Source organism: Streptomyces sp. NPDC003023, assembly GCF_042888225.1.
In the GTDB taxonomy this organism is placed as follows: Bacteria; Actinomycetota; Actinomycetes; order Streptomycetales; family Streptomycetaceae; genus Streptomyces.
Window position 1 is genome coordinate 67,151 of record NZ_JBIAPL010000011.1, and the last position, 22,952, is coordinate 90,102.

Here is a 22,952-nt window from a genome sequence, read left to right on the forward strand (position 1 = left end):
GACGACGACCGGACATGACCGCCGGAGATGACCGCCGGAGATGACCGCCGGAGATGACCGCCGGACCTGAAAGAGGGCCCGCGACCGCCACGGTCGCGGGCCCCTTCTCATGCCTTCGTGTCCGGGTCAGGGCGTGCGGGCGATCAGATAGCGGAAGACGTTCGGCATCCACACCGTGCCGTCGGGCCGGCGGTGGTCGTGAAGCGCCTCGGCGATCTCCTTCCCGACCCGCGCCGCGTCGCTCTCCCGCACGGCCGCGTCGTAGAGCCCGGTCGACATCAGCCCTCTCACCGCGCTGTCCACGTCCGCGTAGCCGAAGGGGCAGGCCACCCGGCCCGAGCCGTCGGGATTCAGGCCCGCCCGCCCCGCGATGTCCTCCAGCACGTCGCGGTGCCCGGACTGGCGGCCCCCGCCCGCCACCCGGAGCACGCCGGACGTGGCACACCGTTCGGGCGGACCCCAGCCGGCGAGCACCACCGGGCTCCTGCGCTCCGCGAGACCGACCGCCTCCCTGAGCGCCTGCTCCAGCCTCTCCGCGTCGTCCTCGCCGCAGCCGATCGGCTGGAAGGCGGTGACGAGGTTGTACGCCGGGCCGCCGGGACTCACCGCCTGCGCCGTGCCGTCGAGCAGCAATGCCGTCGGGCTCCCGTCCATCCGCTCGCGCGCCAGGGCGAGACGGTCGGGGTCCGTGTCGACGCCGGTCACCGTCGCGCCGTGCGCCCTGGCCATCAGCAGGGCGAGGCCGGAGCCGCAGCCGAGGCCCAGCAGCCGCGACCCGGTTCCCACCTCGAGACGTTCGTAGACCGCTTCGTAGAGCGGCACCAGCATGCGTTCCTGGATCTCGGCCCAGTCCCGGGCGCGTGCGCTTGCCTCCGCAGAGGACGCCGACACCTTGTGGGGTCGGTGCTGGACGAGCGTGGATGTCATCGAAAGCGCCCCAATCCGCCGAGAGGTGGTTGTGCCCTGAAGGTCAGCCCCCGTGTGCGTACTCTCCGCGCTTCCCCGTATGCCAGAGAACTGCGCGGGCGTCCTCGCGTCCAGGGGTCGTGCGGCACTGCTTCTGCGGTCGAGGCGTGCGCCCCGGCCGCCTGGCCGATTCACGCACAGACCCTGTAGCGCCGTACGATGCCCGCCATGGCAAAGGCACCCGTTCTCACGCCCCAGGCGGAAGACTTCCCGCGCTGGTACCAGGACCTGATCAACAAGGCCGAACTCGCGGACAACGGCCCGGTGCGCGGCACCATGGTCATCCGACCGTACGGCTACGGCCTGTGGGAGCGGATGCAGCACGAGATGGACGCCCGCATCAAGGACGCGGGTGCTCAGAACGCCTACTTCCCGCTCTTCATCCCCCAGTCTTACCTGACTCGCGAGGCTGAGCACGTCGAGGGCTTCGCGCCCGAGCTCGCGGTGGTCACGCACGGGGGCGGCAAGGAGCTCGAGGAGCCGGTCGTGGTGCGCCCCACGTCCGAGACGATCATCAACGACTACTTCTCCAAGTGGGTGCAGAGCTACCGGGATCTGCCGCTGCTGATCAACCAGTGGGCGAACGTGGTCCGTTGGGAGATGCGCCCGCGCGTCTTCCTGCGAACGACCGAATTCCTCTGGCAGGAGGGCCACACCGCCCACGCCACCTACGAGGACGCCAGGGACTACGCCGCGTACATCCACAAGGAGGTCTACGCGGACTTCATGGTGAACGTCCTCGGCATCGACGTCGTCCTCGGCCGCAAGACGCCCCGCGAGCGGTTCGCCGGAGCCATCAACACCCTCACCCTGGAAGGGATGATGGGCGACGGCAAGGCCCTGCAGATGGGCACGAGCCACGAGCTCGGCACGAACTTCGCCAAGGCGTTCAACACCCAGTACCTCTCCAAGGACGGGCAGCAGGAACTCGTCTGGCAGACCTCCTGGGGAACGTCCACCCGCATGGTCGGCGGGTTGATCATGTCCCACGGCGACGACAACGGCCTGCGCGTCCCGCCGCGGCTGGCGGCCGTGCAGGTGGTCGTCATGGCCATCAAGGGCGACGAGGCGGTCGCCAGGGTCCGCGAGGTCGGCGAGGTGCTCAAGGCCGCGGGGCTGCGTGTGCAGGTCGACGACCGGGTGGACACGCCGTTCGGCCGTCGCGCGGTCGACTGGGAGCTCAAGGGCGTGCCGGTGCGTGTCGAGATCGGCCCGAGGGACCTCGAGGCGGGCACCGCGATGCTCGCCCGGCGCATCCCCGGAGGGAAGGAGCCGGTGGGCATCGACTCGCTCGCCGCGCTGCTGCCGAAGATCCTCGACGACGACCAGGCGCTGCTGCTCGAGCAGTCCAGGGCCCGCCGTGCGTCCCGTACGAGTGATGTCACCACGATCGAGGAGGCGGCCGAGGCCGCGGTCGCCGGCGGATGGGCGCGCATCCCGTGGGCGACGCTGGGCGAGGAGGGCGAGGCGAAGCTCGCGGAGCAGGCTGTCTCCGTGCGCTGCCTCGTGGCGGAGGACGGCTCGGTGCCCGACGCCGACGACGCTCCCGGTACTGTCGCGATCGTGGCCCGGGCCTACTGACGCCGGTGGTCCGCCCGGGTCCTGCCGGGGGCAGCGGCCGCTATGCGCCGCCTTGGTGCGAGCTGTGAGGATCCTCCGCAGATCGGCGCACCCGCCCTCGTCAGGACCCATCAACGGCAACTGACACCAACTGACTGGTACGTGCAAAATATTTGAGATGGCCCGGAATGGAACCCGTGGGCCGTCCGGCTCGTTATCACGACGTGAGCACGACACCACCTGTTCTCGCCGCAGAGCTGGCACAGGCGTGGGCCGACATTCAGCGGCACCACCCCGAACTGCCGGATCTTGCCGCGCCCGAGTCCCTGATCGGAGAGTCCTCGTCCGCCTGCGGCGCCGAACTCTCCTTCGAACGGCTGCTCCATGAGGCAGTCCACGGCATCGCCGCCGCGCGAGGCGTCCGCGACACCTCGCGCGCCGGCCGCTACCACAACCGCCGCTTCCTCGCGATCGCCGAGGAGATGGGCCTCGATCACGTGGAGGAGCCGCATCCCAGCAGCGGTTTCTCGCTGGTCGCGCTCAACCCCGAGGCGAAGCGGCGGTACCGCCCCACGATCGAGCGGCTGCAGCGCGCCCTCAAGGCGCACACGGTCGCGACGGCCTCCGACACCAAGCGGTCCTTCCGGGGGCCTGCCGCCCGGCACGGCTCCTCGGGCGGTGGCGTGCGGGTCAAGGCCGTCTGCGACTGCGGCCGCAACGTCAGAGTCGTCCCTTCCGTCCTCGCCCAGGCGCCGATCGTCTGCGGGGGCTGCGGCAAACCGTTCCGGATCCCGGAGACAGTGGGCGCGGCGAGCTGATCGCCCGCGCCCGCGGGGTCCGGCTGCCGGCGGCGCCGGCGGCGTGCTGGGCGTACTGCCGTCGCCGACGGCCCGCGGGGCGTGCCGCGTGCCGGGCGTGCCGCCGCGACGGGTGCGACCCGCCCTCCGGGATCGCTGCCCGCGGGGCCGTTCCGTGACGCCGGGGCGGGTGCGAAGCGGCCGCGGGACTGTGGCACAATGGCTAGCTGTACTCGACAGCCGCACAGGAACCCTCTCGCCTCCGGCTGACGCGTCCATCGGGCACCCGAGTACCGCAACCCCACGTGGCATCTCGTTGTGCCCAACCACGTCAAGACCAGGAGACACCACTCCCGTGGCAGTCAAGATCAAGCTGAAGCGTCTCGGCAAGATTCGCCAGCCCCACTACCGCATCGTCGTCGCCGACTCCCGTACCCGCCGTGACGGCCGGGCCATCGAGGAGATCGGTCTTTACCACCCGACGTACAACCCGTCCCGCATCGAGGTCGACTCGGAGCGTGCGCAGTACTGGCTGTCCGTCGGCGCCCAGCCGACCGAGCCGGTTCTCGCCATCCTGAAGCTCACCGGCGACTGGCAGAAGGTCAAGGGGCTGCCCGCCCCGGAGAAGCCGCTGCTGCAGCCGGAGACGAAGGAAGACAAGCGCGCCTCCTTCGACGCCTTCGCCAAGGCTCTCGAGGGTGACGACGCCAAGGGTGAGGCCATCACCCCGAAGGCGAAGAAGGCTGACAAGAAGGCGGAAGAGGCCGAGGCCGCTCCCGCCGAGTCGACCGAGGCCTGAGGATGCTCGAGGAGGCTCTCGAGCACCTCGTGAAGGGCATCGTCGACAACCCGGACGATGTGCAGGTGGCTTCGCGCACCCTGCGCCGCGGGCGTGTGCTCGAGGTCCGGGTGCACCCCGACGACCTCGGTAAGGTGATCGGCCGCAACGGCCGCACCGCGCGCGCCCTGCGCACCGTCGTGGGCGCCATCGGCGGCCGTGGCATCCGTGTCGACCTCGTCGACGTGGACCAGGTCCGCTGAAACAAGTTGGCAGTTTTCGCGTGGATGCGCCGGCTCGGGCCGGGGAGGGCTTTCGAGCCCGCCCCGGCCCGCAGTCGTATCGAAGGAGATTGAGCGTGCAGTTGGTGGTGGCGCGGATCGGCCGTGCTCACGGCGTCAAGGGCGAGGTCACCGTCGAGGTGCGTACGGACGAGCCCGAGCTGCGGCTCGGACCCGGCGCCGTACTGGCCACCGACCCGGCCGGCGCGGGGCCGCTGACCGTCGCGTCCGGCAAGGTGCACAGCGGACGGCTGCTCCTGCGCTTCGAGGGCGTGACCGACCGGAACGCCGCAGAGGCGCTGCGCAACACGCTGCTGATCGCCGAGGTGGACCCGGAGGAGCTTCCGGAGGATCCCGACGAGTACTACGACCACCAGCTGATGGATCTGGACGTGGTGCTCGCGGACGGCACGGAGATCGGCCGGATCACCGAGATCAGCCACCTGCCCTCGCAGGACCTGTTCATCGTCGAGCGGCCGGACGGCACCGAGGTGATGATCCCGTTCGTCGAGGAGATCGTCACCGAGATCGACCTGGAGGAGCAGCGGGCCGTGATCGACCCGCCCCCCGGCCTGCTGAACGACGCCGAGGCCGAGATCGCGTCGTCGCGGGACGAGTCCTGATGCGGATCGACGTCGTCACGATCTTCCCCGAGTACCTGGAACCGCTGAACGTCTCCCTCGTCGGCAAGGCGCGCGCCCGCGGGCAGCTGGGCGTCCATGTCCACGACCTGCGCGACTGGACGTACGACCGGCACAACACCGTCGACGACACCCCGTACGGCGGCGGGCCCGGCATGGTCATGAAGACGGAGCCGTGGGGCGACGCCCTGGACGACGCCCTGGCGAGCGGTTACGAGGCCGGCGCCCACGGCCCCGTCCTCGTGGTTCCCACCCCCAGCGGCCGCCCCTTCACCCAGGAGCTCGCCGTCGAGCTCTCCGAGCGCCCCTGGCTGATCTTCACGCCCGCCCGCTACGAGGGCATCGACCGCCGGGTCGTCGACGAGTACGCGACCCGTATGCCGGTCTACGAGGTCTCCATCGGCGACTACGTGCTGGCCGGCGGCGAGGCGGCCGTGCTGGTCGTCACCGAGGCCGTGGCCCGTCTGCTGCCGGGTGTCCTGGGCAACGCCGAGTCCCATCGGGACGACTCCTTCGCGCCCGGCGCGATGGCGAACCTGCTGGAAGGCCCCGTCTACACCAAGCCGCCCACCTGGCGCGGGCGCGAGATCCCCGATGTGCTGATCAGCGGCCACCACGGGAAGATCGCACGCTGGCGCCGGGACGAGGCGCTGGCCCGCACGGCCGCCAACAGGCCCGACCTGATCGAACGCTGCGACCCGGCCGCCTTCGACAAGAAGGACCGGGAGACCCTCTCGATCCTCGGCTGGGCGCCGGAGCCGGGCGGCCGATTTTGGCGCAGGCCCGACCCCGTGGAAGAATGAGCCGCTGCTGGACGTCCGGTCGGCGCCCCTGCCACAGGGGGAACGACGCCCACCCGACGCGAGCATCCCTGAATCTCATCTCGACATTCCGCTGATGACCTGTGGCATCGGCGAGGAAGCAGACCAACATGGCTCACCTGCTCGACAACGTCAACGCCGCGTCGCTGCGCAGCGACGTCCCGTCCTTCCGTCCCGGTGACACCGTGAACGTCCACGTTCGCGTCATCGAGGGCAACCGCTCCCGTATCCAGCAGTTCAAGGGCGTCGTCATCCGCCGTCAGGGCGCGGGCGTGAGCGAGACCTTCACGGTCCGCAAGGTCTCCTTCTCCGTCGGCGTCGAGCGCACCTTCCCGGTGCACAGCCCGATCTTCGAGAAGATCGAGCTCGTCACCCGCGGTGACGTCCGTCGCGCCAAGCTGTACTACCTCCGTGAGCTGCGCGGCAAGGCCGCGAAGATCAAGGAGAAGCGCGACAACTGAGCCTGAGCTCACAGCCGCGACGAGGCTTCGGCCCAGCCGTTCACAGGGCCGCCGGATAGGCTCTGGCCCCGATGGACACCGAAGCACAGCACACGGAGCGCGACCGCTCTTCCAGCCCCGAACCCGGGGCCGAGGGAGAGGGGCCGCGCTCCGCGCGTCGTTCCGGCTCCGGCAGGCGCCTCGGCCGACTCCGCCCGGGCCGCGGCCCGATGTCCCTGCGCGCGGCGGGGCTCGTCTCAGTCGCCTGCACCCTCTTCGTGCTGCTGCTGAGCCATTTCGTGGTGCAGCCCTTCCAGATTCCCAGCGGTTCCATGGAGCCCACCCTTCAGGTGGGGGACCGGGTGCTGGTGAACAAGCTGGCGTACGGTTCCGGTGCAGAGCCCCGACGCGGAGACCTGATCGTCTTCGACGGCGCGGGCTCCTTCGTGCACGAGGGAGTGACTGAAAACCCGGTCAGTTCCGTAGTACGAGAGGGGCTCGCCGCACTCGGACTCGCCGAGCCGGCCGAGACCGATTTCGTCAAGCGGGTGGTGGGCGTGGGCGGTGACCGGGTTGTCTGCTGCGACAAGGGGGGCAGGGTCGAGGTGAACGGCGTACCGATCGACGAGGGATACCTGCACCCCGACAGCACGCCCTCCGAGGTGGCCTTCGACATCGTCGTCCCCCCGGGAAAGCTCTGGGTTCTCGGCGATCACCGCAGCAACTCACGCGACTCCAGGGAGCATCTCGGCGCACCCGGCGGCGGCATGGTGCCCGTGGACATGGTCGTGGGGCGGGTGGACTGGATCGGCTGGCCGATGAGCCGCTGGTCCGGCATCGATCCGACCGACGCGTTCTCCGGTGTGCCCGACGCGCCCCCGGGCGGCCCGCATGGGTAACCGAGGGCGCAACCCCAGCCACCGGGCGGACACCCGGCTGCCCACCGGGACCCGCCCGACGAACGGCGCCAGGCCGCTGCCGGGCAGGGCCGAGCGGCGCAGGCTGGCGAAGAAGGTCAAGCGCAAGCGACGCCGCTCCGCCGTGAAGGAGATACCCATCCTGATCACGGTGGCCCTGCTCATAGCCCTGGTGCTCAAGACGTTCCTGGTGCAGGCGTTCGTGATCCCGTCCGGCTCGATGGAGCAGACGATCCGGATCCAGGACCGGGTGCTGGTGGACAAGCTCACCCCGTGGTTCGGCTCGAAGCCGCAGCGCGGTGACGTCGTCGTCTTCAAGGACCCCGGTGGCTGGCTGCCGCCGGAGGAGAAGCCCGCGGAGGACGACCCGATCGTCGTCAAGCAGGTGAAGCAGGGCCTGACGTTCATCGGACTGCTGCCTTCGGACGACGAGAGGGACCTCATCAAACGGGTGGTGGCCGTCGGCGGGGACACGGTGAAGTGCTGCGGCAAGGACGGCCGGGTCACCGTCAACGGCGTGCCGCTGAACGAGCCGTACCTGAACCCGGGCGATGTCCCCTCGACGATGCAGTTCGAGGTGAAGGTGCCGCCCGGGCGGCTCTTCGTGATGGGGGACCACCGGTCGAATTCTGCTGATTCGCGTTTCCACCTCGAAGAGGAGGGCAGCGGCACGGTTGCGCAGGACCAGGTGGTCGGCAGGGCGGTCCTGATCGCCTGGCCGCTGGACCACTGGCGGCGGCTGGCGGAACCGGAGACCTACGCATCCGTGCCCGACCCGCGTGCCGGGGCGACGGCGTCACCGCTGCCGTCGAATAGTGTGTCCTCCCAGGACCGGAACGGAATGGTCCTGCTCCCGACCCCTGCGGAACTCCCGCTCGTTATGGGAGTGGTGGGCCTGTACCTCATCTGGCACAGGCGGTTCGCACGGCGTGAGGAGTGGATGTGGGGGACGTGGCGGTCGGCGCACGGTCCGGGCATGACGATCCCGAGGAAAGGCAAGGGCTTCCGGAGACGCCCTCGGACGTGACGGACGATCCGGGTCCGGAGACGGCGGCCGGCGGCGACGATTCCTCGGAGGGCAGCGGTACGGATCGGAAGAAGCAGAAGTCCTTCTGGAAGGAACTGCCGCTCCTGATCGGTATCGCGCTGCTCCTGGCGTTGCTGATCAAGACTTTCCTGGTGCAGGCGTTCTCGATCCCGTCGGAATCGATGATGAACACACTGCAGCGGGGCGACCGGGTGCTGGTGGACAAGCTCACCCCGTGGTTCGGCTCCGAGCCGGAGCGCGGTGAGGTGGTGGTCTTCCACGATCCGGGCGGCTGGCTCGAGAACGAGCCCACCCCGGAGCCGAACGTCATGCAGGAGTTCCTCAGCTTCATCGGCCTGATGCCGTCCGCGGAGGAGAAGGACCTCATCAAGCGGACCATCGCGGTCGGCGGCGACACGGTGGAGTGCAAGAAGGGCGGTCCGGTCAAGGTCAACGGCAAGGCCCTCGACGAGCCGTACGTCAACCCGGGGAGCACGGCCTGCGACGACATGCCGTTCGGGCCCTTCAAGGTGCCGGACGACAAGATCTGGGTCATGGGCGACAACCGCCAGAACTCCCAGGACTCCCGGTACCACATGGAAGACGTGAACGACGGCTTCGTCCCGGTCGACCAGGTCGTGGGCCGTGCCGTGGTGGTCGCCTGGCCGCTGGACCGCTGGTCCACCCTTCCGGTGCCGGACACCTTCGACCAGCCCGGGATCAGCACGGCGGCGGCCCTGCCGGCCGCGCCCGCCGCGCTCGGACTGGCAGGGGCGTTGCCGATCGTGCTGTGGCGCAGGAGGCTGACCGGCAGGCGTACCGCCGGGTAGGGTGCCGCCCAGATCGCCGAACCCCGGGGGCGAGGATTCCCGGGGCTCGAATCTCCGAGGTGGGGAGCGCCGGTATGGGCGGACCAGGACATCAGGACGACGGCCACGGCCGGCTCGGCAACGCGCTGTCGGGGCTGGCCGTGGCCGTCGGCTGTGTGCTCTTCCTCGGCGGATTCGTCTGGGGCGCTCTCGTCTACCAGCCGTACACCGTGCCCACGGCGTCGATGGCGCCGACCGTCGAGGCGGGCGACCGGGTGCTGGCGGAACGCATAGACGGCGACGAGGTGCGCCGCGGGGACGTCGTGGTCTTCAGCGACAGCCAGTGGGGCGACCTGCCGATGATCAAGCGCGTCGTGGGTGTGGGCGGCGACGAGATCGCCTGCTGTGCCGGGAACGGCCGGCTGACGGTCAACGGCAAGGCCGTTGAGGAACCGTATCTGCTGCAGGGGGACGAGCCCGCGTCGGAGAACTTCACGGCGAGTGTGCCCGAGGGGCATCTGTTCCTGCTGGGCGACGAGCGGATGGGCTCGCTCGACTCGAGGTCGCATCTGCAGGACCCCGGACACGGCTCGGTGCCCCGCTCGGCGGTCTCCGCCCGCGTGGACGCCGTCGCGTGGCCGCTCGACGGCGGGATCGTGGAGCGGCCCGAGGGATTCGCCGGGCTGCCCGGCGGGGTGTCCCGGCCCGGTCCGGTGAAGCTCATGCTCGGCGCGGTCGTGACCGGTGCCGCACTGATCGTCGCCGGGGCCGCCTACGGGCCGGTCGCGGGCCGTCTCGGTCGCAGCCGGCGAGCAAGGGCGGCCTCCGGTGCCGGATGACGGATCCGGCGCCGTCCCGACCCGGTTCCGCAGGGTCTCGAGGATCGTGCTGCTCGACCCGCAGGACCGGATCCTGCTTCTGCACGGCCACGAGCCCAGCGACCCGGCCGACGACTGGTGGTTCACTCCCGGAGGCGGCCTGGAGGGGGACGAGACCCGTGAGGCGGCGGCGCTGCGGGAGCTGGCCGAGGAGACCGGGATCACCGATGTGGAACTGGGGCCGGTGCTGTGGCAGCGGCAGTGCTCCTTCCCGTTCGACGGGCGCCGCTGGGACCAGGACGAATGGTTCTTCCTGGGGCGCACCACCCAGACCGTGACCGTGCCGGGCGGGCTGACGGAGCTCGAGAAGCGGAGCGTCGCCGGCCTGAGGTGGTGGACCTCCGCCGAACTGTCGGCGGCGCGTGAGACGGTGTATCCGAACAGGCTCGCCGAGTTGCTGAGCACGCTGCTCGACGAGGGGCCTCCGAGTGCGCCGATCGTCCTGGACACGGAAATCGTCCAGGGACTCAGGGCGGCTGGCGCACAATAGGGGGACGCAAGGCTGAAGGGGAACATGCCATGAGCGCCGAGGACCTCGAGAAGTACGAGACCGAGATGGAGCTGAAGCTCTACCGGGAGTACCGAGATGTCGTCGGGCTGTTCAAATACGTCATCGAGACAGAGCGTCGCTTCTACCTCACCAACGATTACGAGATGCAGGTGCACTCGGTCCAGGGCGAGGTCTTCTTCGAGGTCTCGATGGCGGACGCCTGGGTCTGGGACATGTACCGGCCGGCGAGGTTCGTCAAGCAGGTCCGGGTGCTCACCTTCAAGGACGTGAACATCGAGGAGCTGAACAAGAGCGACCTCGAACTCCCCGGAAGCTGACCGCCCTCACTCCCACGGGTGACGCGGTTGTCCACAGCCGCCGGGTTCTCCACACTTTCCGACCAAGATCCACTACGAGGGGTCTCACGCGTCAGAGTCGGTGTCGGAGGTGGTGCCGACATGAACGCGACGGGGGCACTGGGACGGTACGGAGAGGACCTGGCGGCACGGCTGCTGACCAGGTCCGGGATGTGTCTGCTGGCGCGGAACTGGCGCTGCGGGCGGGCCGGGGAGATCGACATCGTCGCCCGCGAGGGCGACACGGTGGTCGTCTGCGAGGTGAAGACCCGCAGGGCCGGGGCGTACGAGCACCCGATGGCCGCGGTCACGCCGGCGAAGGCACAGCGGCTGCGACGGCTCGCCGCATGCTGGCTCGAGCGGCACGGCGGCGTGCCCCCGGGGGACGTGCGCATCGACCTCGTGGGCGTGGTGCTGCCCAGGCGCGGCGCGGCGGTCGTGGAGCACGTCCGCGGGGTGGCCTGATGGGGTTCGCGCGGGCGTGTTCCGTGGCCCTGGTGGGCGTCGAGGGCGTGGTGGTCGAGGTCCAGGCGGACCTGGAACCGGGAGTGGCCGCGTTCACGCTCGTAGGACTCCCGGACAAGAGCCTCGTCGAGAGCCGGGACCGGGTACGGGCCGCGGTGGTCAACTCCGGCGCCGAGTGGCCGCAGAAGAAGCTCACCGTAGGACTCAGTCCGGCGTCCGTCCCCAAGAGCGGCAGCGGTTTCGATCTCGCCGTGGCCTGCGCCGTCCTCGGCGCGGCGGAGCGCGTCGATCCGCGGCAGATCGCGGACCTCGTGCTGATCGGCGAGCTCGGGCTCGACGGCCGGGTCAGACCGGTGCGCGGGGTGCTCCCCGCGGTGCTCGCGGCGGCGGAAGCGGGGTACGAACACGTGGTCGTACCCGAGCAGACCGCGGGCGAGGCGTCACTCGTACCGGGGATCTCGGTCCTCGGCGTGCGCAGCCTGCGCCAGCTGATCGCGGTGCTCGCCGACGAACCGGTGCCGGACGAGGAGGTGGTCGCGGAAGGCAGGCCCGACGCCATGACGGCCGGTCTGCTCGTGCCCGGAGCGGGCGTCGGCACCGGGCTGTCCTCCGGCCCGGCCGCGGGGCCCGACCTCGGCGAGGTCGCCGGCCAGCACACGGCGCGCACAGGACTGGAGGTGGCGGCGGCCGGCGGACACCATCTGCTGCTGTCCGGCCCGCCGGGCGCGGGGAAGACCATGCTGGCCGAGCGGCTCCCCGGCGTGCTCCCGCCGCTCACCCGCCGCGCATCACTCGAAGTGACGGCCGTGCACTCGGTGGCCGGCATCCTCCCGCCGGGAGAACCGCTGGTACGGTCCGCGCCGTACTGCGCACCGCACCACTCGGCGACGATGCAGTCCCTGGTGGGAGGCGGCAACGGCCTGCCGAGGCCCGGTGCCGTCTCACTCGCCCACCGGGGCGTGCTCTTCCTGGACGAAGCGCCGGAATTCTCGGGCAAGGCGCTGGACGCGCTGCGCCAGCCCCTCGAGTCGGGGCACGTGGTGGTGGCGAGGAGCGGGGGAGTGGTCCGACTGCCCGCCAGATTCCTGATGGTGCTGGCCGCCAACCCCTGCCCGTGCGGACGGCACACTCTCCACGGTGCCGGGTGCGACTGCCCCGCCTCGGTGATCCGGCGGTACCAGGCCCGGCTGTCCGGGCCGCTGCTGGACCGCGTCGACCTGCGGATCGAGGTCCAGCCGGTGAGCCGGTCCGATCTCGTGGGACAGGACGGACGGGGGGAGTCCACGGCGGTGGTCGCCGACAGGGTGCGTGAGGCCAGGGCCCGCGCCGCGGCCCGTCTGGGCGGCACCCCCTGGACCGTCAACAGCGAAGTGCCCGGCCACGAACTGAGAACCCGTTGGACGGTGGCCCCGGGGGCCCTGGCCGCCGCCGAGCGGGATGTGGAGCGGGGCCTGCTCACCGCCAGAGGGCTCGACCGGGTGCTGAGGGTCGCCTGGACCATCGCCGACCTCGCGGGCAGGGACCGGCCGGAGGTGTCCGACGTGGCGCTGGCACTGGAACTGAGGACCGGGATCGCGCGGGGCGCGCCCACGGCCGCCGGATTCGGAGGGCCGTCGTGACGCCGCCGGCCGCCGGGAGCGGCGTGGACGGCGGGGAACGCACGGCGCGCGCGGCGCTGACCCGGATCCTGGAACCGGGCGACGAGCACGGCGGACGCTGGCTCCGCGCATTCGGCGCCGAGGACCTGCTGGCCCGGCTGACGTCGAAGGACTGCCCGGCACAGGCCCTGCCGGGCGTCTCGGAGCGGCGGGCGCTGGGACTGCGGGCGCGTGCCAGGGGCGTCGAGCCCGGCCGGGACCTGGACGCCGTCCACGCGGCCGGCGGCCGGTTTGTCGCACCCGGCGACGCCGAGTGGCCGAGCCAGCTCGACGACCTCCACGACGCCGCTCCCGTCGGCCTGTGGGTGCGCGGCAGGCCCGATCTGAGGAGATGGGCCCTGCGGTCGGTCGCGGTGGTCGGGGCGCGTGCCTGCACGGCGTACGGGGCGCACATGGCGGCCGGACTCGGCTCCGGGCTCGCCGAGCAGGGCTGGGTGGTGGTGTCGGGGGCGGCGTTCGGAGTGGACGGTTCGGCCCACCGCGGGGCGCTGGCCGCGGGCGGCGCCACGGTCGCGGTCCTCGCCTGCGGTGTCGACGTCGCCTATCCGCGGGGCCACGGCGAGCTGATCGGGCGCATCGCCGAACAGGGGCTCGTCGTCAGCGAGTTGCCGCCGGGGGATCATCCGACCCCCAGCAGGTTCGTCCTGCGCAACCGTGTCATCGCCGCCCTGACCAGGGGCACCGTCGTCGTGGAGGCCGAATACCGCAGCGGCTCGCTGGCCACCGCGCGCAGCGCCCAGCGACTCGGCCGCTGCACGATAGGAGTTCCGGGCCCCGCCACCAGCGGTCTCTCCGCCGGTGTCCACGAACTGCTGCGGGGCGAGAGCACTCTGGTCACGGACGCGGCGGAAGTGATCGAACTCGTCGGCGGAATAGGGGAACTGGCGCCCGAGCGCAGCGGCCCGGTCGTACCGAGGGACCTGCTCGACCAGGCGGCACGTGCGGTTCTCGAGGCGCTGCCGGCCCGCGGCGCTCTCGCCGTGCGGGACGCCGCCCGCGGCGCGGGGACGACGGTGGACGAGGCCCTCGGCAAGCTGTACGAACTGCATTCACTCGGATTCGTGGAACGGGAAGGCGAGGGATGGAGGTTGACGCCCTCATCCGGGTCGGGTTCGAACGCGCGGCGAGGCGTTGCTTGACCTGGAGCATTCGGGTGAAAAGCTGAAGCCGATGACCTCTGCAGTCCGGTTGGCGGGACCCGAGGGGCCGGTGCGCAGGGCATCGGCCCCGGTTCGAAGGTGTGGACGAGCGCGAATACCCGGCCAGGTCGGTATCCCCGGTCTTCGCCCACCGCGACCGCGCAGTCACGCTACGCTCACCGGGTTCCGGGCCCAGGGTCTCCCCTGCGGACCATCCCGGCACGATCCGAACGAGAGGCCCTGTGCGGCCCCCTCCCGCTCCCTTCACAGCAGAACGGCTCAAGGCAACGCATGCCCCAGCACACCTCCGGGTCTGACCGCGCGGCAGCGCCCCCCGCTGCCCGTGGCACCGTGCGGCCCGCCGCACCCTCGTCGCTCGAGGAGTTGTGGCGGTCGTACAAGGCCACGGGTGACGACCGGCTGCGGGAACAGCTGATCCTTCACTACTCGCCCCTGGTCAAGTACGTGGCCGGCCGGGTGAGTGTCGGACTGCCGTCCAATGTCGAGCAGGCCGACTTCGTCTCCTCCGGGGTCTTCGGACTGATCGACGCCATCGAGAAGTTCGACATCGAGCGGTCGATCAAGTTCGAGACGTATGCCATCACCCGCATCCGCGGCGCGATGATCGACGAACTGCGCGCGCTGGACTGGATTCCCCGTTCCGTACGGCAGAAGGCGCGTGCCGTCGAGCGCGCGTACGCCACGCTCGAGGCACAGCTGAGGCGCACTCCCTCGGAGTCGGAGGTCGCCTCGGAGATGGGGGTGCCGGTCGAGGAACTGCATGCGGTTTTCAGCCAGTTGTCCCTGGCGAACGTGGTGGCTCTGGAGGAGTTGCTGCACGTCGGCGGGGACGGCGGCGAGCGCCTCAGCTTCATGGACACGCTCGAGGACACTGCCGCCGACAACCCGGTCGAGGTGGCCGAGGACCGTGAACTGCGCCAGCTCCTCGCCCGTGCCATCAACACCTTGCCCGACCGCGAGAAGACCGTCGTCACCCTCTACTACTACGAGGGACTCACGCTGGCCGAGATCGGACATGTGCTCGGTGTCACGGAGAGCAGGGTCAGCCAGATCCACACCAAGTCCGTGCTGCAACTGCGGGCGAAGCTGGCCGACGTAGGACGGTGACTCTGGGATCGCCCCGGCCGCATCCGTAAAGTGGAGCCGTGCCAAGGATTCGAGCGGCCTCCGTGGCCGAGCACCGGACGATGCAGCGCGGCGCCCTTCTGGACGCCGCGCGTTCCCTCCTGTCCGAGGGCGGGACGGAGGCGCTGACCTTCCCCGCGCTCGCCGAACGCACCGGTCTGGCCAGGTCCTCCGTCTACGAGTACTTCCGTTCGCGTGCGGCGGTCGTCGAAGAGCTCTGCGCGGTGGACTTCCCGGTCTGGGCGGCCGAGGTGGAGGCCGCCATGGGGCGGGCCACCACGCCGGAGGCCAAGGTCGAGGCGTATGTGCGCAGCCAGCTGGAGCTGGTCGGGGACCGGCGGCACCGGGCCGTGGTCGCGATCTCGGCGAGCGAGCTCGAGGCGGGCGCCCGCGAGAAGATCAGGGCGGCGCACGGCGGGCTGATCGCGATGATCGTCGAGGCCCTCGGAGAACTGGGTCAGGACCGGCCGCGACTGACCGCGATGCTGCTCCAGGGCATCGTGGACGCAGCGGTCCGCCGTATCGAGATCGGCGCGGCGGAAGATCCCGAAGCGATCGCGGACGACGCCGTCGCGATGGTGCTGCGCGGCGTACGGGGCTGAGCCGGCCAGGCCGCCGGGTCCGCCGCCGCACGGTGCGACGCGCCGCCAGGCAGGCGAGCAGCAGCAGTCCGGCGTGAAGCGCATGAGGAGTGCCCGCGACAGCCGCAGGTCCGGCCGGTGCGGGCCCCGTCCGTGCCGGCGGGGGCTCGGCCACCCCCAGGACCGGCAGCAGCCGGGACGGCGCGCGGCGCAGCATCCAGGGCGGCAGCAACGACAGCGGATTCAGATATGTGGCGCCGCGCCGCAGCCCCCAGTGCAGACAGCCCGCACAGTGCGACGCCCCCGGCTCGACCGTGGCGACCACGTCCCCGGCGCGCACCACGGCACCCTCCTCGACCAGCGGGCGGACCGGTTCGTACGTCGTGCGCAGCGGCGGGTCACCCGTACCGGTGAGACTGATCGACACCACGCCCCGACCGGCGACCGTCCCCGTGAACGAGACCGTGCCCGGGGCGGCCGCCCGCACGGGCGTTCCGTCCGCCGCGGCCAGGTCCACCCCGCGATGCCCGGGCCCGTAGGGCGAGCCGGGCGGGTCCCAGCCGCGCACCACCGCGGGTCGCGGCGACCCGACGGGCCAGCTCCGCGTCGCGCCGCCCGGTCCCTCGGGCCCGGCACCGGCCGTGGGCACCGGCGAAGCCCGGCCGGGCCTGCTTTGCGGCCGCCCGCCGACGTCCGCGCCCGCCCGTGCGGCCGGAGCCCATGGCGTCGCCGTGCCCCCGCCCGCCCGTGTGGCCGGAGCCCGCCCCGTCGCCGCGCCCCCGCCAGGCGGCGCCGGGTCCCGCGCGGTCGCCCGGCCCGCGCCGAGGGCCGTGCTCGCGCCGAGGGCCGTGCCCGTGCCGCGGGTCGAGCCCGCAGCGACCGCGGGGCCGGCGGGCGGCACGGCGGACCAAGCCGTCCTCGGCGGCGCGGTGAGCAGCAGGAGGCCTGCCACCAGGCAGAACACGGCGGCGAGGGGCGTGGGGAACGTACGATTCATGGAGGGAACCGTCCCGCGTGCGCGGGCCCTCCCGCTGATCATGGTCCGGTTCTGTGGACAACCAACGGGTTGTGGACAGCGCCGTCACCCGGCACGTCAGCGGTCCCGTACACTTCTTCTGGCGATCCGGGTCACCGGGTCGACTTCGCACGCCCCGCCACCACACCCTCAGCGGTCGGTGGCCGCGCTCCTCGGTCCCTTGTGGCACGGCGCGTCGGGGCGTCAGGACATAACCGAGAACACAAGGAGATACGGCCATGGCCGTCGTCACGATGCGGGAGCTGCTGGAAAGCGGCGTCCACTTCGGTCACCAGACCCGTCGTTGGAACCCGAAGATGAAGCGGTTCATCTTCACGGAGCGCAACGGCATCTACATCATCGACCTGCTCCAGTCGCTGTCGTACATCGACCGCGCCTACGAGTTCGTCAAGGAGACCGTCGCCCACGGCGGCTCCATCATGTTCGTCGGCACCAAGAAGCAGGCCCAGGAGGCCATCGCCGAGCAGGCGACGCGCGTTGGCATGCCGTACGTCAACCAGCGCTGGCTGGGCGGCATGCTCACCAACTTCTCCACCGTCTACAAGCGTCTGCAGCGCCTCAAGGAGCTCGAGCAGATCGACTTCGAGGACGTCGCCGCCTCGGGTCTCACCAAGAAGGAGCTCCTGGTCCTCTCGCGCGAGAAGGCCAAGCTGGAGAAGACCCTCGGTGGTATCCGCGAGATGCAGAAGGTGCCGAGCGCCGTCTGGATCGTCGACACCAAGAAGGAGCACATCGCCGTCGGTGAGGCGCGCAAGCTCCACATCCCGGTCGTCGCGATCCTCGACACCAACTGCGACCCCGACGAGGTCGACTACAAGATCCCGGGCAACGACGACGCGATCCGCTCCGTCACCCTGCTCACCCGCGTGATCGCCGACGCCGTCGCCGAGGGCCTCATCGCCCGTTCCGGCGTCGCCACCGGCGACTCCAAGCCGGGCGAGAAGGCCGCCGGCGAGCCCCTCGCCGAGTGGGAGCGTGACCTCCTCGAGGGCGAGAAGAAGGCGGACTCCGAGGACGCCGCGGAGAAGCCCGCCGAGGCCGCTGCCGAGGCTCCGGCCGCGGACGCCGCTGCCGAGGCTCCGGCCGCCGAGGCCGAGAAGCCGGCCGCGGACGCCGAGCAGGCCTGACCTCACCGGGTTCGGTTGTTGACGGCGGGGACGGTGCCACCGGGCGCCGCCCCCGCCGCTCACCCGTAGATCTTCGACTTTCGACTTTCGAGAGAGATTCAAGGACATGGCGAACTACACCGCCGCTGACGTCAAGAAGCTCCGCGAGCTCACCGGCGCCGGCATGATGGACTGCAAGAAGGCGCTGGACGAGGCCGAAGGCAGCGTCGACAAGGCCGTCGAGGCCCTGCGCATCAAGGGCCAGAAGGGCGTCGCCAAGCGCGAGGGCCGCTCCGCGGAGAACGGCGCCGTCGTCTCCCTGATCGCCGACGACAGCACCTCGGGTGTCCTCGTCGAGCTGAAGTGCGAGACGGACTTCGTCGCCAAGGGCGACAAGTTCCAGGCCGTCGCCAACTCGCTCGCCGAGCACGTCGCCAAGACCTCCCCGGCCGACCTCGACGCGCTGCTCGCCTCCGAGATCGAGGCCGGCAAGACCGTCCAGGCGTACGTCGACGAGGCCAACGCCAACCTCGGCGAGAAGATCGTCCTGGACCGCTTCGCGCAGTTCACCGGCGCCTTCGTGGCCACGTACATGCACCGCACCATGCCCGACCTGCCCCCGCAGATCGGTGTCCTGGTCGAGCTGGACAAGGCCGACGCGGACCTCGCCAAGGGCGTCGCGCAGCACATCGCCGCCTTCGCCCCGAAGTACCTCTCCCGCGAGGACGTCCCGGCCGAGGTCGTCGAGTCCGAGCGCCGCGTCGCCGAGGAGACCACCCGCGCCGAGGGCAAGCCCGAGGCCGCGCTCCCGAAGATCGTCGAGGGTCGCGTCAACGGCTTCTTCAAGGAGGCCACGCTCCTCGGCCAGCCGTACGCGCTGGACAACAAGAAGACCGTTCAGCAGATTCTGGACGAGGCCGGTGTCACCCTGAAGCGCTTCTCGCGCATCAAGGTCGGCATCTGAGTCCGTACGCCACGGACACCGGACCCCGGTAGGGTCTGAAGCAGTCGTCGGCCAGCGCGCCGAACGATCGCAGATCTGACGAGGAGGCCATTGCCGTACGGGAAACCGCAAGGACCCACAGGCAATGGCCTTCTTCGTATGTGCACGAGGAGATCTCCATGAATCAGGGCGCCGCACACAGCGACGACAACCACGGCAAAAAGTACGGGCGCTTCATGCTGAAGCTGTCCGGCGAGGCGTTCGCCGGTGGCGGAGGCCTGGGCGTCGACCCCGACGTCGTACACGCCATCGCCCGCGAGATCGCCGCGGTAGTACGCGACGGGGCCGAGATCGCGGTCGTGATCGGCGGAGGCAACTTCTTCCGCGGGGCCGAGCTCCAGCAGCGCGGTATGGACCGGGCCCGCTCCGACTACATGGGCATGCTCGGCACGGTCATGAACTGCCTCGCCCTCCAGGACTTCCTGGAGAAGGAAGGCATCGACTCGCGCGTCCAGACCGCCATCACCATGGGGCAGGTCGCCGAGCCGTACATTCCGCTGCGCGCCGTGCGTCACCTGGAGAAGGGCCGAGTGGTCATCTTCGGCGCCGGTATGGGCATGCCGTACTTCTCCACCGACACCACCGCCGCACAGCGGGCTCTGGAGATCGACGCAGAAGCGCTGCTCATGGGCAAGAACGGCGTGGACGGCGTCTACGACTCCGACCCCAAGACCAACTCCGACGCGGTGAAGTTCGACGCGCTGGAGTACGGCGAGGTGCTCTCACGCAACCTCAAGGTCGCCGACGCCACGGCGATCACGCTCTGCCGTGACAACGCCCTTCCGATCCTCGTCTTCGAACTCCTCGCCGAGGGCAATATCGCTCGGGCGGTCAAGGGTGAGAAGATCGGCACGCTCGTGAGCGACCGGGACACCCGAGGCTGAACCGGGGCCGCCCCTCGAGGGATGGACAAAGTCCTGCCGGTCGGACACCGTGCAGGCATTACGCGACGCAGGTTCCGCCGGCCCAGTGGTACGAGCCGGGCCTACCTCAAGACACGCAGGAGCAAGTGGTGATCGAAGAGACCCTCCTCGAGGCCGAGGAGAAGATGGAGAAGGCCGTCCTGGTCGCCAAGGATGACTTCGCCGCGATCCGCACCGGACGTGCGCACCCGGCGATGTTCAACAAGATCGTGGCGGACTACTACGGTGCTCTGACCCCGATCAACCAGCTGGCCTCGTTCTCGGTTCCCGAGCCGCGGATGGCCGTGGTGACGCCCTTCGACAAGACCGCGCTGCGCAACATCGAGCAGGCGATCCGTGACTCCGACCTCGGCGTCAACCCGAGCAACGACGGCAACATCATTCGTGTGGTGTTCCCCGAGCTCACGCAGGACCGCCGCAAGGAGTACATCAAGGTCGCCAAGACCAAGGCCGAGGACGCCAAGATCTCGATCCGCTCCGTGCGCCGCAAGGCCAAGGAGACCATCGACAAGCTGATCAAGGACGGCGAGGTCGGCGAGGACGAGGGCCGCCGTGCGGAGAAGGAGCTCGACGACACCACCGCGAAGTACGTCGCACAGGTGGACGAGCTGCTCAAGCACAAGGAAGCCGAGCTGCTCGAGGTCTGATGAACGACTCTTCCTGGGGGGCCTCGCACGGCGCCGGATATGCCGGAGCATGGCCGCCGCCCGACCAGGGGCCCCTCCCGGCGGGTCCCGCATACGATGGGCGCGACGCGCAGCAGACTCGCCCCATGCCCATCGTGCCGGACTTTCCCGACGCAGGTAGAGACGCCGAGGACCGCAGCGGCGGCAAGGGCCGCGACGACCGGGACCGGGGGGCCGCCCGGCTCGGCGGCCCCCTCTTCCGTGACGAGATGCCGCAGGAGCCCATGTCCACCCCGCCGCCACAGGGCGAGCCCGACCCCCAGCGTCCGGCCCGGCCCGAGCCGCCGCAGAAGAAGCGGGCCGGCCGGGATCTGAGGGCGGCGATAGGGGTCGGTGTCGGCCTCGGTGCGGTCATCGTCGTCTCTCTCTTCTTCGTCAAGGCCGTCTTCGTCGGCGTGATCGCCGTCGCCGTCGTCGTCGGCCTGTGGGAGCTGACGTCCCGGCTCGAGGAGCGCAAGCAGATCAAGGCGCCTCTCGTTCCCCTCGCGGTGGGCGGCGCGGCGATGGTCGTGGCCGGCTACGTGCGCGGGGCGGAGGGCGCCTGGGTCGCGATGGCCCTCACCGCCCTCGCCATCCTGGTCTGGCGGATGACCGAACCGCCGGAGGGCTATCTGAAGGACGTCACGGCGGGCGTCTTCGCGGCGTTCTACGTCCCCTTCCTGGCCACGTTCGTGGCGCTGATGCTGACGGCGGACGACGGTCCGGAGCGCGTGATCACCTTCCTGCTGCTCACCGTGGTCAGCGACACCGGTGCCTATGCGGTGGGCTGGCGCTTCGGCAGGCACAAGCTGGCGCCGCGCATCAGCCCCGGCAAGACGCGTGAAGGGCTGCTCGGCGCGGTGGCGTTCGCGATGGCCGCGGGCGCCCTGTGCATGCAGTTCCTCATCGACGGCGGCACCTGGTGGCAGGGACTGCTGATCGGCCTCGCGGTCGCTGTCAGCGCCACGCTCGGCGACCTGGGCGAGTCGATGATCAAGCGGGATCTCGGCATCAAGGACATGGGCACGCTGCTCCCCGGGCACGGCGGCATCATGGACCGGCTGGACTCGCTGCTGCCGACGGCGCCGGTGGTGTGGCTGCTGCTGGTGCTCTTCGTCGGGTCGGGGTGATCCGAGGGGTTCTCCGTGAGCTCCGTGAGGGCCCGCCGTCCTGGGACGGCGGGCCCTCCGCTGTTTCCCGTGCGACGACGGGCCCTCCGCTGTCCCGTGCGACCGCGGGCCCCGATACGACACATGACGACCACCGCACAGGGCCGGGCGCCCGGGTCACGCCGATGGATCTGCGACACTGGTCGAGTCATGCCTAAGCCCGGAGAACTCACTTTCGTCGCGCCCCGCGGAGCCAAGAAGCCGCCGCGGCACCTCGCCGACCTCACGCCCGCCGAGCGCAAGGAAGCTGTCGCCGCCATCGGCGAGAAGCCGTTCCGCGCCAAGCAGCTGTCCCAGCACTACTTCGCGCGGTACGCGCACGACCCGGCGCAGTGGACCGACATCCCCGCCGGGTCGCGCGAGAAGCTCGCCGGTGAGCTGCTGCCCGACCTGATGTCCGTCGTCCGGCACATCTCCTGCGACAACGACACCACCCGCAAGACGCTGTGGCGTCTGCACGACGGGACCCTCGTCGAGTCGGTGCTCATGCGCTACCCGGACCGGGTCACCATGTGCATCTCCTCGCAGGCCGGCTGCGGGATGAACTGCCCCTTCTGCGCCACCGGCCAGGCCGGCCTCGACCGGAACCTCTCGACGGCCGAGATCGTGCACCAGATTGTCGACGGCATGCGGGCACTGCGCGACGGCGAGGTCCCCGGGGGCCCCGCCCGCCTGTCCAACATCGTCTTCATGGGCATGGGCGAGCCGCTCGCCAACTACAAGCGCGTCGTGGGGGCCGTCCGCCGCCTGACCGACCCGGAGCCGGACGGACTCGGACTCTCGCAGCGCGGCATCACCGTCTCCACCGTCGGCCTGGTGCCGGCGATGCTCCGCTTCGCGGACGAGGGCTTCAAGTGCCGCCTCGCGGTGTCGCTGCACGCCCCGGACGACGAGCTGCGCGACACCCTGGTCCCGGTCAACACCCGTTGGAAGGTCCGCGAGGTCCTCGACGCGGCCTGGGAGTACGCGGAGAAGTCGGGCCGCCGGATCTCCATCGAGTACGCGCTGATCCGCGACATCAACGACCAGGCGTGGCGCGGCGACCTCCTCGGCCGTCTGCTGAAGGGCAAGCGGGTTCACGTGAACCTGATTCCGCTCAACCCGACGCCCGGGTCGAAGTGGACGGCCTCGCGCCCCGAGGACGAGAAGGCGTTCGTCGAGGCCATCGCCGCGCACGGTGTGCCGGTCACCGTCCGGGACACCCGCGGTCAGGAGATCGACGGGGCATGCGGGCAGCTGGCGGCGCAGGAACGCTGACCGCCGGGGCTTCGGCCATGGCTGATACTGTGCGCTGTGCGTT

25 protein-coding genes and 1 pseudogene are annotated in these 22,952 nt (G+C 70.6%); 24 read left to right on the plus strand and 2 right to left on the minus strand.

All coding sequences use genetic code 11. From position 1 onward, the window contains the following. Positions 1–126 precede the first annotated feature (126 nt). Positions 127–927, minus strand: a complete 801-nt coding sequence (locus ACFYV1_RS28900; protein WP_389398539.1) for a class I SAM-dependent methyltransferase — start codon at positions 925–927, stop codon at positions 127–129. Positions 928–1,134: 207 nt separating this feature from the next. Between ACFYV1_RS28900 and proS the strand changes: the two genes are divergently transcribed. From proS to ACFYV1_RS28990, 18 genes are all read left to right on the plus strand, one after another. Continuing rightward, positions 1,135–2,547 (plus strand): proline--tRNA ligase, encoded by a 1,413-nt coding sequence (gene proS, locus ACFYV1_RS28905; RefSeq protein WP_389398540.1) that lies wholly within the window; start codon positions 1,135–1,137, stop codon positions 2,545–2,547. A 203-nt stretch (positions 2,548–2,750) separates the two neighbouring features. Continuing rightward, entirely contained in the window at positions 2,751–3,344 is a 594-nt protein-coding gene (locus ACFYV1_RS28910) for a hypothetical protein (protein ID WP_389398541.1), read from the plus strand. A 334-nt stretch (positions 3,345–3,678) separates the two neighbouring features. After that, complete coding sequence (rpsP, locus tag ACFYV1_RS28915) at positions 3,679–4,122, plus strand: 30S ribosomal protein S16 (RefSeq protein WP_389398542.1); 444 nt, start codon at positions 3,679–3,681, stop codon at positions 4,120–4,122. A gap of 2 nt (positions 4,123–4,124) precedes the next feature. After that, positions 4,125–4,364 carry an RNA-binding protein gene (locus tag ACFYV1_RS28920; protein WP_003980229.1) on the plus strand — a complete coding sequence of 80 codons (240 nt, stop codon included), beginning with the start codon at positions 4,125–4,127 and terminating at the stop codon, positions 4,362–4,364. Positions 4,365–4,459: 95 nt separating this feature from the next. Then, positions 4,460–5,005: a ribosome maturation factor RimM gene (rimM, locus tag ACFYV1_RS28925; RefSeq protein ID WP_389398543.1), complete on the plus strand. Its 546-nt coding sequence runs from the start codon at positions 4,460–4,462 to the stop codon at positions 5,003–5,005. Further along, positions 5,005–5,826: a tRNA (guanosine(37)-N1)-methyltransferase TrmD gene (trmD, locus tag ACFYV1_RS28930; RefSeq protein ID WP_389398544.1), complete on the plus strand. Its 822-nt coding sequence runs from the start codon at positions 5,005–5,007 to the stop codon at positions 5,824–5,826. The genes rimM and trmD overlap by 1 nt, the downstream gene beginning before the upstream one ends. A gap of 128 nt (positions 5,827–5,954) precedes the next feature. Further along, a complete protein-coding gene (gene rplS / locus ACFYV1_RS28935; protein ID WP_389398545.1) occupies positions 5,955–6,305 on the plus strand; it encodes a 50S ribosomal protein L19 in 351 nt (116 codons plus the stop codon). A 71-nt stretch (positions 6,306–6,376) separates the two neighbouring features. Beyond that, complete coding sequence (gene lepB, locus ACFYV1_RS28940; protein ID WP_389398546.1) at positions 6,377–7,183, plus strand: signal peptidase I; 807 nt, start codon at positions 6,377–6,379, stop codon at positions 7,181–7,183. Continuing rightward, on the plus strand, positions 7,176–8,228 hold the full coding sequence (gene lepB / locus ACFYV1_RS28945) for a signal peptidase I (protein WP_389398547.1): 1,053 nt from the start codon (positions 7,176–7,178) through the stop codon (positions 8,226–8,228). Before lepB (ACFYV1_RS28940) ends, lepB (ACFYV1_RS28945) begins: the two co-directional genes overlap by 8 nt. Further along, positions 8,144–9,058 (plus strand): signal peptidase I, encoded by a 915-nt coding sequence (gene lepB, locus ACFYV1_RS28950; protein ID WP_389398548.1) that lies wholly within the window; start codon positions 8,144–8,146, stop codon positions 9,056–9,058. Before lepB (ACFYV1_RS28945) ends, lepB (ACFYV1_RS28950) begins: the two co-directional genes overlap by 85 nt. Positions 9,059–9,132: 74 nt before the next feature. Then, on the plus strand, positions 9,133–9,876 hold the full coding sequence (gene lepB / locus ACFYV1_RS28955) for a signal peptidase I (RefSeq protein WP_389398549.1): 744 nt from the start codon (positions 9,133–9,135) through the stop codon (positions 9,874–9,876). After that, a complete protein-coding gene (locus tag ACFYV1_RS28960; RefSeq protein WP_389398550.1) occupies positions 9,866–10,405 on the plus strand; it encodes an NUDIX hydrolase in 540 nt (179 codons plus the stop codon). Before lepB (ACFYV1_RS28955) ends, ACFYV1_RS28960 begins: the two co-directional genes overlap by 11 nt. 29 nt (positions 10,406–10,434) lie before the next feature. Then, positions 10,435–10,743, plus strand: coding sequence for a DUF2469 domain-containing protein (locus ACFYV1_RS28965; protein WP_005311352.1), 309 nt, complete (start codon positions 10,435–10,437; stop codon positions 10,741–10,743). 120 nt (positions 10,744–10,863) lie between these two features. After that, positions 10,864–11,226 (plus strand): YraN family protein, encoded by a 363-nt coding sequence (locus ACFYV1_RS28970; protein WP_389398551.1) that lies wholly within the window; start codon positions 10,864–10,866, stop codon positions 11,224–11,226. Further along, positions 11,226–12,845: a YifB family Mg chelatase-like AAA ATPase gene (locus tag ACFYV1_RS28975; RefSeq protein ID WP_389398552.1), complete on the plus strand. Its 1,620-nt coding sequence runs from the start codon at positions 11,226–11,228 to the stop codon at positions 12,843–12,845. The genes ACFYV1_RS28970 and ACFYV1_RS28975 overlap by 1 nt, the downstream gene beginning before the upstream one ends. Further along, the gene (gene dprA / locus ACFYV1_RS28980) at positions 12,842–14,023 is read left to right on the plus strand and encodes a DNA-processing protein DprA (RefSeq protein ID WP_389398553.1); all 1,182 of its coding nucleotides are present in this window, start codon (positions 12,842–12,844) and stop codon (positions 14,021–14,023) included. Before ACFYV1_RS28975 ends, dprA begins: the two co-directional genes overlap by 4 nt. Before the next feature lie 291 nt (positions 14,024–14,314). After that, positions 14,315–15,151 (plus strand): RNA polymerase sigma factor WhiG, encoded by an 837-nt coding sequence (gene whiG, locus ACFYV1_RS28985; protein ID WP_389398554.1) that lies wholly within the window; start codon positions 14,315–14,317, stop codon positions 15,149–15,151. A 62-nt stretch (positions 15,152–15,213) separates the two neighbouring features. Beyond that, a complete protein-coding gene (locus ACFYV1_RS28990) occupies positions 15,214–15,771 on the plus strand; it encodes a TetR/AcrR family transcriptional regulator (RefSeq protein ID WP_389398655.1) in 558 nt (185 codons plus the stop codon). A gap of 277 nt (positions 15,772–16,048) precedes the next feature. Here the strand turns inward: ACFYV1_RS28990 and ACFYV1_RS28995 are convergent. Further along, positions 16,049–16,789: pseudogene (locus ACFYV1_RS28995) on the minus strand (peptidoglycan DD-metalloendopeptidase family protein); the annotation flags it as partial. Between the two features lie 215 nt (positions 16,790–17,004). Here ACFYV1_RS28995 and rpsB point away from each other — a divergent pair. From rpsB to rlmN, 6 genes are all read left to right on the plus strand, one after another. Beyond that, positions 17,005–17,913, plus strand: a complete 909-nt coding sequence (gene rpsB, locus ACFYV1_RS29000) for a 30S ribosomal protein S2 (protein ID WP_389398555.1) — start codon at positions 17,005–17,007, stop codon at positions 17,911–17,913. A 106-nt stretch (positions 17,914–18,019) separates the two neighbouring features. Then, positions 18,020–18,856, plus strand: a complete 837-nt coding sequence (gene tsf / locus ACFYV1_RS29005) for a translation elongation factor Ts (protein ID WP_389398556.1) — start codon at positions 18,020–18,022, stop codon at positions 18,854–18,856. A 158-nt stretch (positions 18,857–19,014) separates the two neighbouring features. Continuing rightward, entirely contained in the window at positions 19,015–19,779 is a 765-nt protein-coding gene (gene pyrH / locus ACFYV1_RS29010) for a UMP kinase (RefSeq protein ID WP_389398557.1), read from the plus strand. A 128-nt stretch (positions 19,780–19,907) separates the two neighbouring features. Further along, on the plus strand, positions 19,908–20,465 hold the full coding sequence (frr, locus tag ACFYV1_RS29015; RefSeq protein WP_005311329.1) for a ribosome recycling factor: 558 nt from the start codon (positions 19,908–19,910) through the stop codon (positions 20,463–20,465). Beyond that, positions 20,465–21,613 carry a phosphatidate cytidylyltransferase gene (locus ACFYV1_RS29020; RefSeq protein WP_389398558.1) on the plus strand — a complete coding sequence of 383 codons (1,149 nt, stop codon included), beginning with the start codon at positions 20,465–20,467 and terminating at the stop codon, positions 21,611–21,613. The genes frr and ACFYV1_RS29020 overlap by 1 nt, the downstream gene beginning before the upstream one ends. 189 nt (positions 21,614–21,802) lie before the next feature. Then, positions 21,803–22,909 (plus strand): 23S rRNA (adenine(2503)-C(2))-methyltransferase RlmN, encoded by a 1,107-nt coding sequence (gene rlmN / locus ACFYV1_RS29025; protein ID WP_389398559.1) that lies wholly within the window; start codon positions 21,803–21,805, stop codon positions 22,907–22,909. Positions 22,910–22,952 lie beyond the last annotated feature (43 nt).